This window comes from Enterobacter sp. 22452, assembly GCF_052045065.1.
Taxonomy (GTDB): domain Bacteria; phylum Pseudomonadota; class Gammaproteobacteria; order Enterobacterales; family Enterobacteriaceae; genus Enterobacter; species Enterobacter mori.
The window spans coordinates 993,046-1,006,513 of sequence record NZ_JBQEOB010000001.1 but is presented as its reverse complement, the minus strand read 5'-3'; the positions used below and the strand labels follow the sequence as shown (position 1 = coordinate 1,006,513).

17 protein-coding genes are annotated in these 13,468 nt (G+C 53.1%); 9 read left to right on the top strand and 8 right to left on the bottom strand.

Annotated features, from left to right (window positions below; genetic code table 11):
* Positions 1-42 precede the first annotated feature (42 nt).
* Entirely contained in the window at positions 43-789 is a 747-nt protein-coding gene (locus tag ACTJJA_RS04895; protein ID WP_010430068.1) for a MipA/OmpV family protein, read from the bottom strand.
* A 433-nt stretch (positions 790-1,222) separates the two neighbouring features.
* Here ACTJJA_RS04895 and yeaG point away from each other — a divergent pair, with 433 nt between their 5' ends.
* From yeaG to ACTJJA_RS04880, 3 genes are all read left to right on the top strand, one after another.
* Entirely contained in the window at positions 1,223-3,157 is a 1,935-nt protein-coding gene (gene yeaG, locus ACTJJA_RS04890; protein WP_042717518.1) for a protein kinase YeaG, read from the top strand.
* A 73-nt stretch (positions 3,158-3,230) separates the two neighbouring features.
* Entirely contained in the window at positions 3,231-4,514 is a 1,284-nt protein-coding gene (locus ACTJJA_RS04885; RefSeq protein ID WP_440666487.1) for a YeaH/YhbH family protein, read from the top strand.
* A 99-nt stretch (positions 4,515-4,613) separates the two neighbouring features.
* Complete coding sequence (locus tag ACTJJA_RS04880) at positions 4,614-5,114, top strand: YbaK/prolyl-tRNA synthetase associated domain-containing protein (protein ID WP_010430058.1); 501 nt, start codon at positions 4,614-4,616, stop codon at positions 5,112-5,114.
* Positions 5,115-5,135: 21 nt separating this feature from the next.
* Here ACTJJA_RS04880 and yoaI read toward each other — a convergent pair whose 3' ends face one another.
* On the bottom strand, positions 5,136-5,240 hold the full coding sequence (gene yoaI / locus ACTJJA_RS04875) for a small membrane protein YoaI (RefSeq protein ID WP_010430055.1): 105 nt from the start codon (positions 5,238-5,240) through the stop codon (positions 5,136-5,138).
* 145 nt (positions 5,241-5,385) lie between these two features.
* Here yoaI and ACTJJA_RS04870 point away from each other — a divergent pair, with 145 nt between their 5' ends.
* A complete protein-coding gene (locus ACTJJA_RS04870) occupies positions 5,386-5,832 on the top strand; it encodes a DUF441 domain-containing protein (protein ID WP_010430052.1) in 447 nt (148 codons plus the stop codon).
* Here ACTJJA_RS04870 and ACTJJA_RS04865 read toward each other — a convergent pair.
* The gene (locus tag ACTJJA_RS04865; RefSeq protein ID WP_420985185.1) at positions 5,816-6,607 is read right to left on the bottom strand and encodes an AraC family transcriptional regulator; all 792 of its coding nucleotides are present in this window, start codon (positions 6,605-6,607) and stop codon (positions 5,816-5,818) included. The two genes, ACTJJA_RS04870 and ACTJJA_RS04865, sit on opposite strands and share 17 nt — an antisense overlap.
* Before the next feature lie 99 nt (positions 6,608-6,706).
* Here ACTJJA_RS04865 and ACTJJA_RS04860 point away from each other — a divergent pair, with 99 nt between their 5' ends.
* Positions 6,707-7,894, top strand: coding sequence for a CynX/NimT family MFS transporter (locus ACTJJA_RS04860; RefSeq protein ID WP_440666484.1), 1,188 nt, complete (start codon positions 6,707-6,709; stop codon positions 7,892-7,894).
* A gap of 33 nt (positions 7,895-7,927) precedes the next feature.
* On the opposite strand, the gene ACTJJA_RS04855 is transcribed toward ACTJJA_RS04860, so the two are convergent.
* Positions 7,928-8,635, bottom strand: coding sequence for a CTP synthase C-terminal region-related (seleno)protein (locus tag ACTJJA_RS04855; protein ID WP_010430044.1), 708 nt, complete (start codon positions 8,633-8,635; stop codon positions 7,928-7,930).
* A 101-nt stretch (positions 8,636-8,736) separates the two neighbouring features.
* Here ACTJJA_RS04855 and ACTJJA_RS04850 point away from each other — a divergent pair, with 101 nt between their 5' ends.
* Complete coding sequence (locus ACTJJA_RS04850; protein ID WP_440666482.1) at positions 8,737-9,081, top strand: DUF488 domain-containing protein; 345 nt, start codon at positions 8,737-8,739, stop codon at positions 9,079-9,081.
* On the opposite strand, the gene ACTJJA_RS04845 is transcribed toward ACTJJA_RS04850, so the two are convergent.
* Positions 9,082-9,387, bottom strand: a complete 306-nt coding sequence (locus ACTJJA_RS04845) for a periplasmic protein (RefSeq protein ID WP_042714215.1) — start codon at positions 9,385-9,387, stop codon at positions 9,082-9,084.
* An 80-nt stretch (positions 9,388-9,467) separates the two neighbouring features.
* On the bottom strand, positions 9,468-9,722 hold the full coding sequence (locus tag ACTJJA_RS04840; RefSeq protein ID WP_440666573.1) for a putative hemolysin: 255 nt from the start codon (positions 9,720-9,722) through the stop codon (positions 9,468-9,470).
* Positions 9,723-10,035: 313 nt separating this feature from the next.
* Here ACTJJA_RS04840 and ACTJJA_RS04835 point away from each other — a divergent pair, with 313 nt between their 5' ends.
* The 3 genes from ACTJJA_RS04835 to yoaJ are packed head-to-tail and all read left to right on the top strand — an operon-like array spanning position 10,036 to position 11,283.
* Positions 10,036-11,064: a sensor domain-containing diguanylate cyclase gene (locus ACTJJA_RS04835; protein WP_440666480.1), complete on the top strand. Its 1,029-nt coding sequence runs from the start codon at positions 10,036-10,038 to the stop codon at positions 11,062-11,064.
* Positions 11,065-11,109: 45 nt separating this feature from the next.
* Positions 11,110-11,208 (top strand): YoaK family small membrane protein, encoded by a 99-nt coding sequence (locus ACTJJA_RS04830; protein ID WP_010430030.1) that lies wholly within the window; start codon positions 11,110-11,112, stop codon positions 11,206-11,208.
* Positions 11,209-11,283 carry a protein YoaJ gene (gene yoaJ, locus ACTJJA_RS04825; protein ID WP_100167096.1) on the top strand — a complete coding sequence of 25 codons (75 nt, stop codon included), beginning with the start codon at positions 11,209-11,211 and terminating at the stop codon, positions 11,281-11,283. It begins immediately after the preceding gene.
* Between the two features lie 54 nt (positions 11,284-11,337).
* Here yoaJ and ACTJJA_RS04820 read toward each other — a convergent pair whose 3' ends face one another.
* Entirely contained in the window at positions 11,338-11,586 is a 249-nt protein-coding gene (locus ACTJJA_RS04820) for a GlsB/YeaQ/YmgE family stress response membrane protein (protein ID WP_010430025.1), read from the bottom strand.
* Between the two features lie 300 nt (positions 11,587-11,886).
* Positions 11,887-13,359: a sensor domain-containing diguanylate cyclase gene (locus tag ACTJJA_RS04815; protein WP_440666477.1), complete on the bottom strand. Its 1,473-nt coding sequence runs from the start codon at positions 13,357-13,359 to the stop codon at positions 11,887-11,889.
* Positions 13,360-13,468 lie beyond the last annotated feature (109 nt).

Below are 13,468 nucleotides of genomic sequence, written 5' to 3'. Positions count from 1 at the left end.
CGCCCCGTTTTGATGCACAGAATGCACGCTAATGATGCACACTCAGAACTTGTAGGTCACACCCACAGAGAAGAGGCCTGACCAGGATTTGTCGACCATCGGGCTATCTTTGATTTCATCACTCAGGCGGGAGTAACGGCCAGTACCGTAAACGTTCCAGTCACCCAGGAAGTTATAGCTCGCGGTCAGCTCCAGGTACGGATCCCAGCCATCATCCGCGCTGTAGCTTTTCAAACCGCTACGGCGAGATTCAGCTTTAGAGACGCCGTAATAGTAGTCGTTGTAGTTCTCGCTGCTGTACTGCACACCAATGCCCGGCGTCAGCGTCAGCGCGCCGTTGGTGTAGCGATAAAGCCACGCCAGATCCCAGATAAAGCCGTTGCTGTTGTCGAGCGTATCCGCCGCCAGCGCAGTACGCAGGAAGCCGTACTGGGTATTATGTACGTAAGAAAGACCCGCCATCAGCGAGCTTCTGCGCTTGTCCAGCTGGCGAAGCGCGTTGCTGTCGCTGTCGCCTGGCTTGAAGTGCGTCGGGTCGTAATACGCCATGATCGACAGCTTGTCAGCCGTATCGTTCCACAGATAGTAGCCGCCGCCCAGGCCACGGAACCAGAAGTTATCGCCTTCATAGGTGACAACGGGAACGGGATACACGTCGCGGTCATACTGTTTGTACGGGCTGTTAATGACACCCGCGCCCGCGCCAACAGTCCACTGACTTTCTGCCTGTGCGGTGTTCACTGCGGTAGCGGCAAGGATGCCCAATGCCAGAAGTTTGAGTTTGGTCACAATCCATTCTTTCCTGTAGTCAAATAATCAGCGGGTGAAGTGTAACCGCCATTCCCGTTCATCCCAAAATTTTTTGCTGACTAATGAGTCTGATTAACCCGTTATTTTTTACTTTTCAGATGACAGGCTGCTTTCATTTATGTGAACCCTGAATGAAAAACGCGGCTTCGCCTTATTACGCACGTGGGAATTTTTGGATGAGTTATTGATATGTCATTGAAATTAGATTTTCTCAGCATGCAAGTTTTGCAAATGCCATCTACGCTTTAATTTAAGAAGAGATTTTGCTGCACACCCCCGCACTTCTTAGCGTCTGACCTGGCACACAGGTTGCTGCTCTGGCAGTGAGGTGCGAGAAATTCTCTTCCGGGAGCCTCCACTACTCATACGAACGGCTCTTATCCTGTGCTAAAAAACGAAAGGACGGCATGCCATGAATATATTCGATCACTATCGCCAGCGCTACGAAGCTGCCAAGGACGAAGAGTTCACACTGCAGGAGTTTCTTACCATTTGTCGGCAAGATCGCAGTGCCTATGCCAATGCGGCAGAACGGCTATTGATGGCTATTGGTGAGCCTAACATGGTTGATACTGCCCTGGAGCCACGGCTTTCCCGTCTCTTTTCGAATCGGGTAGTCGCCCGATATCCGGCGTTTGAAGAGTTTTATGGCATGGAAGATGCCATCGAGCAGATCGTCTCCTACCTGAAGCATGCTGCTCAGGGTCTGGAAGAGAAGAAGCAGATCCTCTATTTACTGGGTCCTGTGGGTGGCGGTAAATCGTCGCTTGCTGAGCGCCTGAAAGCCCTGATGCAACGCGTGCCGATTTACGTGCTGAGTGCCAACGGGGAACGCAGCCCGGTCAATGACCACCCGCTGTGCCTGTTTAATCCGCAGGAAGATGCGCAGATCCTTGATAAAGAGTTTGGCATCCCGCACCGCTATCTCGGCACGATTATGTCACCGTGGGCGGCAAAACGCCTGCACGAGTTTGGTGGCGATATTACCAAATTCCGCGTCGTCAAAGTCTGGCCGTCAATTCTGGAACAGATTGCCATCGCCAAAACGGAACCCGGCGACGAGAACAACCAGGATATTTCGGCCCTGGTAGGCAAAGTCGATATCCGTAAGCTGGAACATCACGCGCAAAACGACCCGGACGCCTATGGCTACTCCGGCGCCCTGTGCCGTGCAAACCAGGGGATTATGGAGTTCGTCGAGATGTTTAAAGCACCGATTAAAGTGCTGCATCCGCTGCTGACCGCCACCCAGGAAGGGAACTACAACGGGACGGAAGGTATTTCCGCCCTGCCGTTTAACGGCATCATTCTGGCGCACTCCAACGAATCTGAGTGGGTCACCTTCCGTAATAATAAAAACAATGAGGCGTTCCTCGACCGTGTTTACATTGTCAAAGTACCTTATTGCCTGCGGATCTCGGAAGAGATCAAAATTTACGAGAAACTGCTTAACCACAGTGAGCTGGTGCACGCCCCTTGCGCACCAGGAACGCTGGAAACGCTGTCTCGCTTCTCCATTCTGTCGCGTCTGAAAGAGCCGGAAAACTCCAGCATCTACTCGAAAATGCGCGTCTATGATGGTGAAAGCCTGAAGGACACCGACCCGAAAGCGAAGTCGTATCAGGAGTACCGCGATTACGCTGGCGTCGACGAGGGGATGAACGGTCTGTCCACGCGTTTCGCGTTTAAGATCCTCTCCCGCGTCTTTAACTTTGACCATGCGGAAGTGGCGGCCAACCCGGTGCATCTGTTCTACGTCCTGGAGCAGCAAATCGAGCGCGAGCAGTTCCCGCAGGAGCAGGCTGAACGCTACCTTGAGTTCCTGAAAGGCTACCTGATCCCGAAATACGCCGAGTTTATTGGCAAAGAGATCCAGACGGCCTATCTGGAATCCTATTCTGAATACGGGCAGAACATTTTCGACCGTTATGTCACCTATGCTGACTTCTGGATCCAGGATCAGGAGTACCGCGACCCGGATACCGGTCAGCTGTTTGACCGTGAATCCCTGAATGCAGAACTGGAAAAAATTGAGAAGCCTGCCGGTATCAGCAACCCGAAAGACTTCCGTAATGAGATTGTCAACTTCGTCCTGCGCGCCAGAGCGCATAACAACGGGCGTAACCCGAACTGGACCAGCTACGAAAAACTGCGCACGGTTATTGAGAAAAAAATGTTCTCCAATACCGAAGAGCTGTTGCCGGTTATTTCGTTTAACGCCAAAACCTCAACCGACGAGCAGAAAAAGCACGACGATTTTGTCGACCGTATGATGGAGAAAGGCTATACCCGCAAACAGGTCCGCCTGCTCTGCGAATGGTACCTGCGCGTGCGCAAATCGTCTTAAAACAAGTGCCCGGTAGCGTTCACGCTTACCGGGCCTACAAAATGCAAGTTGGCAAATGCAGTACGGGGGGTATATGACCTGGTTTATTGACCGGCGTCTTAACGGCAAAAACAAGAGCACGGTGAACCGCCAGCGCTTCTTGCGTCGTTATAAAGCGCAAATTAAACAGTCGATCTCCGAGGCCATCAACAAACGCTCGGTGACTGACGTAGACAGCGGCGAGTCTGTCTCCATCCCCACTGATGACATCAGCGAACCGATGTTTCATCAGGGGCGAGGCGGTCTGCGCCATCGCGTCCACCCAGGTAACGATCACTTTGTTCAGAATGACCGAATCGAGCGTCCACAAGGCGGTGGCGGCGGTTCTGGAAGCGGTCAGGGACAAGCCAGCCAGGACGGTGAAGGTCAGGATGAATTTGTCTTCCAGATCTCGAAAGATGAATATCTCGACCTGCTGTTTGAGGATTTGGCGCTGCCTAATCTGAAAAAGAACCAGCAACGCCAGCTTAACGAATACAAAACCCATCGCGCAGGTTATACAGCAAACGGCGTGCCCGCCAATATCAGCGTCGTGCGTTCGCTGCAGAACTCACTGGCGCGACGGACGGCGATGACGGCAGGTAAACGACGTGAACTGCGCGAGCTGGAAACCAGCCTGAAGGTCGTGGAAAACACGGAACCGGCGCAACTGCTGGAAGAGGAGCGCCTGCGCAAAGAGATTGCCGAGCTACGGGCAAAAATCGACCGCGTGCCGTTTATTGACACTTTTGACCTGCGTTACAAGAACTACGAAAAACGTCCAGAGCCATCCAGCCAGGCGGTGATGTTCTGTCTGATGGACGTTTCCGGTTCAATGGACCAGGCCACCAAAGATATGGCGAAGCGTTTTTATATTCTGCTCTATCTGTTCCTGAGCAGAACCTATAAGAACGTGGAGGTGGTCTATATCCGCCACCACACTCAGGCGAAAGAGGTGGATGAACATGAATTCTTCTACTCACAGGAGACCGGTGGGACCATTGTATCGAGCGCCCTGAAGCTGATGGATGAAGTGGTGAAAGAGCGTTATGACCCGGCGCAGTGGAACATCTATGCCGCGCAGGCGTCGGATGGCGATAACTGGGCAGACGACTCACCGCTGTGTCATGAAATTCTGGCGAAGAAAATTCTGCCCGTCGTGCGTTACTACAGCTATATCGAAATCACCCGCCGCGCGCACCAGACTCTGTGGCGGGAGTATGAACATTTGCAGTCGATGTTCGATAACTTTGCCATGCAGCATATCCGCGATCAGGATGATATCTATCCGGTATTCCGGGAGCTGTTCCACAAGCAGTCTGCCACCAGCAATGCATAACCCAGCAGCCAGCGAATCCGCTGGCTGTTTTCTTTCGACCCCGTTCATCCCGTGATAATGTAGCAAGCTGCAAATGGGTTTATTACCGGGAAAATCGTTATGTCTGAAGATGTTATTGGGACGGCAACTCACCAGCAGCTGATTACCTTACTTACCGGGCAGGGCGCGCGGTTTCGGGTGATGGAGCACGAGGCGGTGGGGAAATGTGAAGCGGTAAGTGAAATTCGCGGGACCGATCTGAGACAAGGCGCAAAAGCGCTGGTGTGCAAAGTGAAAGGCAACGGCGTAAAAAAACACGTTCTGGCGATCCTGGCCGCCGACCTGCAGGCCGACCTGAGCAAGCTTGCCAGCCATTTTGGCGGGCTTAAGGCCTCGCTCGCCAGCCCGGCGGAAGTCGATACCCTGACCGCCTGCGTTTTCGGCGCTATCCCGCCCTTTAGCTTCCATCCTGACCTGGCGCTGGTGGCCGACCCGCTGCTGTTCGAGCGCTTCGACGAAATCGCGTTTAACGCTGGCTTGCTGGAGAAATCCGTTATTATGGATACCCAGGATTACCTGCGCATCGCCCGTCCTGAGCTGGTGACCTTCCATAAAGCGTAACCGCTAAGGCTGACGCCCCCGTCAGCCTTTTCTTTCCAGAAACAGTACGGAGGCGACGAGAATCACGGCAATAGCGAAAAACGATGAGGAGATAATCAGCGTTTCAACAAACATGTGATCGTTCATGATGGCGACCCCTTTTGCGATATCTGCCTCCGTTTTAATCCGCGTAAATGACAAGGTTATGACAACAACAAAATCTTTTTAAAACTGTCCTGCGTCGCGTTTGCGCGTACAGTAAGCAGGTTAATTATTTTGGCAAGGATTCCCTATGTTTGACCCTACTCTGCTCATTCTTCTGGCACTCGCCGCGCTCGGCTTTGTCAGCCATAACACCACGGTCGCCATCTCGATTCTGGTGCTAATTATTGTGCGCGTGACCCCGCTCAATACCTTTTTCCCGTGGATAGAAAAACAAGGCCTCACCATCGGGATTATCATCTTGACCATCGGCGTGATGGCTCCTATCGCCAGCGGCACGCTTCCCGCCTCGACACTGCTGCATTCGTTCATGAACTGGAAATCGCTGGTGGCGATCGCGGTGGGTGTTTTTGTCTCGTGGCTGGGTGGACGCGGCGTGACGCTGATGAGCAGCCAGCCCTCGCTGGTGGCGGGCCTGCTGGTAGGCACCGTGCTCGGCGTAGCGCTGTTCCGCGGCGTGCCGGTGGGGCCGCTGATTGCCGCCGGGCTGGTTTCGCTGTTTATTGGGAAGTCGTAGTCAGGCTGGCAATATAGCGAGCAGGCGTCTGCCCCAACCCTTTCCTGAACATGGTAATAAAGGCGGTGGTAGAGTCATACCCCAGTGACTGTGCCACCTGCTGCACGGAGTTCCCGCCAATCAACAACTGCAAGGCGACAATCAACTGCAGCTGGTGTCGCCAGCGCCTGAAGCTCAACCCCGTCTCTTTTACGACCAGCCGCGCCAGGTTGCGCTCGCTCATGGCAAAGTGACTCGCCCATTGCGCCAGCGTTTGCCAGGCGGCAGGCTCTTCTGCCATCTTCTCGCTCATCAGCCGAATTTTAGGATGGGGCGACACGGGCAACTGCAGATGCTCCTGGCGCTGGAGCGGTAACTCGTCAAACAGGACATCCACCAGGCGCGATGTGGCCGCAAGGCGCAGCTCTTCACGCGATTTATCCGCCAGCGACAAAATAAGTTCCCGCACCAGCGGGGAGATTTTCAGGGTGCAACAGCGATCGGGCAAACTGACGGCGCCGGGTTCAATAAATAAGAAGCACAGCTGTGCGCCTGGTGTGGCCTTATTGCTGTGCGGCATCTCCCCCGGAACCCACACGGCATACTGCGGCGGCACCATCAGCATAGCGTTTTCCACCTCGCAGGTGATCGCGCCCCCCAGCGCAAGAATCAGCTGACCTTTACGGTGATGATGCAGCGGAATATGCTGTTCTTCAGCCACCACGCGGATGCGAAACGCCACCGCCGCGTCGTGCTGGCTATCCGGATCGTAGCCATCCAGCCCAAGACCGATCATAAAGTTGTCCGATATTAGCGATAAACTGTCATTTTAGCTTGATTTCAACCACGCTGAAAATCGGTATTGTGTGCGCTCGCTTGAACGTATGAGAACATAATGACTACAGCTATTCGAACGTCAGGAAAACACGGCGCGCTGCTGATTGCAGGCATCCTGATGATTGCCACCACGCTTCGCGTCACCTTTACCGGGGCAGCGCCGCTGCTTGACACCATCCGTCAGGACTACGGCTTAACCACCGCACAAACGGGTTTGCTCACCACGCTGCCTCTGCTGGCATTCGCGTTAATCTCTCCCCTCGCCGCAGGTGTCGCCCGCCGTATCGGCATGGAGCGCAGCCTGTTTCTCGCCCTGCTGCTGATTTGCGCCGGAATTGGCGTGCGTTCCCTGCCTTCGGCCTCTCTGCTGTTTATCGGCACGGCGGTCATCGGCTGTGGTATCGCACTGGGCAATGTGCTGTTACCAGGGTTAATCAAGCGCGACTTCCCGGGACAGGTGGCTAAGCTCACCGGGGCGTATTCCCTGACAATGGGGGCGTCTGCTGCGTTAGGCTCTGCGCTGATTGTTCCCCTGGCGCTGGGTGATGCGGGCTGGCACGGCGCGCTGCTGATGCTGATGATCTTCCCGCTGGTCGCCCTGCTGCTGTGGCTGCCGCAGTGGCGTCAGACTCCTGCTGCCACCGTGACCGGCGCAGGCGCGTTGCACAATCGCGCCATCTGGCGCTCTGCCCTTGCCTGGCAGGTGACTCTGTTTCTGGGAATCAACTCGCTGATTTACTACGTGATCATCGGCTGGCTGCCGGCGATTTTACTCAGCCACGGCTACAGTGAAACACAGGCAGGTTCGATGCACGGCCTGCTACAGCTGGCCACCGCCGTGCCGGGTCTTGCTGTCCCACTGCTCCTCCATCGCCTGAAGGATCAGCGCGGGATCGCCGGTATCGTGGCACTGATGTGCGCGGTGAGCGCGGCGGGGTTCTGGTTTGCGCCTGACATGGCGGTAATATGGACGCTGGTGTTTGGCTTTGGCTCGGGTGCGACCATGATCCTCGGCCTGACCTTCATCGGTCTGCGCGCCAGCTCTGCGCACCAGGCGGCGGCGTTATCCGGTATGGCGCAGTCGATTGGTTATCTGCTGGCCGCCTGCGGGCCACCTCTGATGGGGAAAGTTCACGACACAGCCGGGGACTGGCGCATTCCACTCATGGCCTGCGCGCTGGCCGCCGCGGTGATGGCAGTTTTCGGCGTGCTTGCCGGGCGTGACCGGGAGATCACACCCCGCTAATGACAAGGGCAGACCTGATAGTCTGCCCTTGTTTTATCCGCGTGCCGCGCGCAGCATCGCCTGCACCAGCACCACCGGACGCCCTTCAAGGGCTGCACGTTCATGCTGGAATAAGGTGATCACAAAGAACGGATGCGTAACCAGTTCGGCTGCGCGAATGTCGCCCTGTTCGTCCCAGCCCGTCACGCGCATATCACCGCTTTCCAGCTCCTGCGCAAATTCTGGCGACACGCCATAGTTGCAGTGATAACCCTCTACAATTTCCGGCTTTCCGTAGGCTTTCGCGATGAGCGTATTGTTGCGCAGTTCAATGGCATCGGTTTTTTCCACCAGCGAGCAGGTCAGCGGCGCAATCACCATCGTCCCTTCGGTATCCGTTTCGGCGTGAGCCGCATCGCTCCAGCCCAGCACATTGCGCGCGTACTCAATCAATGCATGCTGGAATCCACCGCAGGTCCCGAGGAAGGGAATACTGTTTTCACGGGCGTAGCGTGCGGCGATGAAGGCCGCCTCGGTGTTCTTATAGGGACTTGCAGGCACCAGCCAGATGGCATCATAGCCTACCAGGTCTTCCGGACTGGTCAGCTCCGTTGTTGCAAGCCAGTCATAATCGGCGGTGAGATCCAGTACAGCAGCGGCATCGTCAATTGCCAGTGGGATCGCCTGATGCGCAACCACATTAGCGTTATAATCGCCAACAAGGGCAATGCGCAGGGTCGTTTTAACCGGGAGGTGTTCCATGAGGGAGTCCTTATGCCAAAGAATTATCAGATAACATAAGGAACCTCAGACTACCGATCTTCTGCAATTATCACAATACCTTAAATTGGGAGGGGTGAAATATGATTCAGTGCAAGCGCCTGTACGATCGGGCCAGTCAGGACGACGGTTATCGGGTTCTGGTGGACAGGTTGTGGCCACGCGGGGTGAAAAAAACAGACCTCGCGTATGATGAATGGTGTAAAACGCTCACGCCTTCAAATGAATTGCGCAAAGCATTTCATAGCGAAACGATTGATTTCACTGCCTTCAGTAAGGCGTATCGGGAAGAACTGGCGCAGCATAAGGACGAAGGCCAGCGTCTGGCGGCTCTGGCAAACAGGCAGACCTTAACCCTGCTCTACGGCGCTAAAGATGAGGCGCAAAATCATGCCCAGGTTTTGGCTGACTGGCTGCGCCATCTGTAATCAACCGATCGTCAGTTCATCACAGGTCTGCGATGTTTCGTCCGGCGTCAGCGGCAGCAGATGTTCCGGGCGGACAAACGCAAAGCCATGCTGATTATCAAACGCATAGACATCTCCCGTCACCAGCCACAGTGCACGGTCCGCCGTTGCAGGCAACTGCGTCATCACGCCGTTTACTGGATTAACAAAACGCTGACCTGGCTGGCAAAGACCAAACAGCTCCACAGATTTTCCAACGTTGCGGCGGCCAGCTGGCGTACGCGCGCCAATGATTATCGCCAGGCTGCCCGGCTTTAACTGAAACATACTTCTCTCGCGGTCAATATCGCCAGAAACTGGCTAAGAATAATCCTAAAGAGAAGTGTATCGCAGACAGTATCCCGCTGTCACCTGGCAGGTTGCGGATGATCGCGACGGTAAAGGTCCCACTCATCAATCACTTCACCGCCAGGCAGTTTGCACTCGGTACGCACACCCTGCGGACTTTGCACCGGGATCTGTTCGCCACCTTTCTCCAGGCAGTACACGGAGGCCGGGTTCGCCATCCCTATCGCATGCGGCGGCATGGGGGCGTCAGGTTGAGTGGCTTTTGTTGTGCATGCCGCGAGCGGTAACGCCAGTGCCAGTAACAGATATTTCATCATCGCGATCCTTAAAGCGTCCTGAAAACGTCAGGGTAACGGGTCAGGAGGGTTTTCTCCATGATTTCTCCATCGTAACTGCACTTTTGCCCCTTACAGTGCAGCGTGTTCTCGATATGACCAGAGAACATCATTCCGTAATCAAGATGTCTTTGCCCCGGTCTCTGCACCGGGGCCTTTTTGTCTCCAGAATCGCCCCGGAGAATGTATAAAATTTGTTATATTCATGTTTTACTATGTCGAAATTGGAAAATTTCAGCATAACATTAACATGCAGATGCAGACGTCTTCTGTATGGGAGTCAACCCACGTCATGTCGGATATCATCCTTGCCCGTGTTTCTGAAACACTCGCCACCGAGCAATCCTTAGAAAGTCTTGTACGCCAGCTACTGGAGATGCTGGAAATTGTGACCGAAATGGAATCCACCTACCTGACAAAGGTGGATATCAACGCGCGGTTGCAGCACATTCTTTATGCCCGCAACAGTAAGCAGATGCAGATCCCTGAAGGGCTGAGCGTTCCGTGGGGGGATACCCTGTGCAAGCGTGCGATAGACAGCGATACTCTGTTCAGCAACGACGTGGCGGGTCGCTGGCCTGATTGCGAAGCCGCAAAAGCGCTTGGGATTACATCCTACATGAGTATCCCTATTCACCTGGCTGATGGTTCGATTTACGGGACCCTGTGCGCGACCAGCACGGAGAAGAAGCAGCTTAGCGAGCGCGGTGAACAAGTGCTGAAGCTGTTTGCCGGTTTAATTGCACAGTCCATTCAGAAAGAGTCCCTGGTGGCCCAGCTTCGCGAAGCCAATGCCGCGCTTATCGCCCACTCTTATACCGATGCCCTCACGGGGTTGCCCAACCGTCGGGCGATTTTCGAGAATCTCACCACCCTGTTTTCCTTAGCTAAACACCTTAAACGTAACGCCATTATTGCGTTTATCGATCTGGATGATTTCAAACTGATTAACGATCGCTTCGGGCATGAGACGGGCGATCGATTCCTGATTGAAGTGGGCAAGCGACTCACTGACGAACAGACCGAGGACGAGATCGTCGGAAGATTAGGCGGCGATGAGTTTCTGGTAGCCTGTCTGAGTCAAAGCACAGAAGAAGCCGAAAGGACGCAAATTAATCTGCTGAAAACCCGGCTTAGCGCTCGCATCGCGGGTGAATACTGGCTCGGTCAGGTTCATATTGTGTATCCGGGTGCGAGTCTGGGTATCGTCGAAGTTGATCCCACGAGCACCGATGCGGACAGCGCGTTACAGGCGGCAGATATGGCGATGTATCAAGACAAAAAAGGAAAAAGCAAAACACGCTTTCTCACGATGGATTAACGCCGTACACTTTACGGCGTTACGTAAAACGATAAAGGTGATGGCATGCGAATAGGGATCCTCTTCCCGGTTGTTATTTTTATAACGGCGGTGATTTTTTTAGCCTGGTTTTTCATTGGCGGTTACGCTGCGCCGGGGGCATAAATGAGAAAAACAACCATCATTATGTTGGTCGTGGCAATCGTGGCTGTCGCAGGTTCACAGTTCGGCTGGTGGTAAACCTCCAATGTAAAAAGGCCGCCATCTGGCAGCCTTTTTCAGCAAATAACAGATTTAGCTTTTGATTTTTCTGTAGATAAACAGAACCACCAGGGCGCCAATCACCGCGACGGCAAAGCTGCCAAAATTGAAGCCATCTACTTTGCCAAAACCGAACAGGGTACTGATCCAGCCGCCAACGACTGCACCCACGATCCCCAGTATGACGGTTACGAAGAACCCACCACCATCTTTGCCCGGCATAATCCACTTCGCCAGGATCCCCGCAATCAGCCCAAAGATAATCCAGGATAAAATTCCCATAGCTTTCCTCTCTGTATGGTTTTTGTCATTAAATCAACGACACAGAAAAGGATAGCACAGGATTTAAGAAAGGAAATTTGTGATAGGCATCACAGGGTTTGATTGAGTAAAATCTGAGCTATAAAAAAATGCCGTTCCACATGAAATGTAGGGTTGCATCTTTTGTTGAGAAAGATTATCTTTCTCAACACTGAATAGTTGAGTGAAATACTCAGGTATTCAGTACGACATTGCTCACATTGCTTCCAGTATTTCTTGCCCACTCTTGAGTGGGCTTTTTTTGCCTGCAAGACAGACACGTCATACCGCAATAAAAGCGTGCTGGTTTCGTCCGGCCCGTTTTGCCTGATAGAGCGCACGATCGGCAGCAATAATAATGTCCTGCTGGCTGCCTGCAATCTCCACGGCACGCGCGGTTGAGACCCCTACGCTTACCGTTACCCGCCCAAAGGGGCTGAAATCGTGTTCAATATTCAGGGAACAGACATTGCGAATAATCGATTTGCCAAGGCGACACGCCTCCTCGATATCGGTGTCAGGCAAGATGAGCGCAAACTCCTCACCGCCGTATCTCGCCACAATTTGGTTGTTGCGCGTAAGGCTTTTCCTGAGACACTCTCCCAGAAGGCTAAGACAGCGATCCCCTTCCGGGTGCCCGTAGTTGTCATTGTATTTTTTGAAGAAATCCGCATCCACGATCAGCACCGAAATCGGGGAATTGTCAGCCGCACAGCGCGCAATTTCAGACAGGATCTTTTCATCAAATGCGCGGCGATTGAAAAGCCCGGTCAAAGCATCTTCAGAGGCAATGATCTGAAGCTCTTTGTTAACCCGGTTTTTTCTGGATAAGTCTACATACAAAAAGTAGGAAGCCACGATCAGCACGGCGGTTAAAATAAGAATAACGACGGCGAGCTGAATGGCCTGCTTGCGCCAGGGAGAGAGCGCCTCCTCCTTGCTGACTGCCACGGTCGTCACCAAACCATAGCGTTTGTTTTTCTCAAACGCGTAGATGCGTTCGATTTTATCAAACCGCGAGATGGAACTGGCTATCCCGGCATTCTGTACCTTGAGATACTCCTTAAAGAGGGGTGAGTCAGAAACAATCGCGCCAATATAGTTATTTTTAAAAGGGTGCCGAACCAGTAATACGCCTGTTTGCGTCGTTAAACCAATAACCCCGGAATGACCAATGTCAATCTGTCCATACAGCGCAAGAAAGTTTTCGATACCCAGCGTAACCACGACAACCCCGTTAAAGGCTCCCGAGTGCGTTTCCAGGCGTCGACTGATGGTAATCACCCATTTACCGTTTGTTCTGCTCACCACGGGTTGACCAATAAAAATCTGCGAATTTTTATTTTCTTTGTGATACACAAAAAATGGCCTGTCTGCCCCTTTACGGGAACCGGAAAACCCCTCATGCAATGCCGTGAAGATATCCCCTTTCGCATCGTAGACGACGACATTATTTATCTGAGAAAGTAAATCATCCTGATTTGTTATTATCCGTTGTATATTCACAGCCTGCTGCGGCGTCATGCCATAAATTTCAATCATGTCAGAGACAGTAGTAATCAACATTTCACTTTGGCGCATAATCCCCTCTGTGTACACATCAAGGGTATGGCTCAGGTTGGCAACGCTGGTATTAATTTGTTGAATTGATTGCTGTCTGGACGTGGCGATCTGAACGACAAGCGACAGCGAAATAATCAGTGAGACGATGATGACGGTAATGGTTGTTGTGTTAAACGCGTTTTTCACATGCACGAGCTAATCCACCTTATCACGCCTGATATCCCTGGCTGACAACTCTTGTCACTGTAGCAAAGGTCAGTATAAGAGGAAAATAAATTGTACTTAAGCCATGCAAATGAAA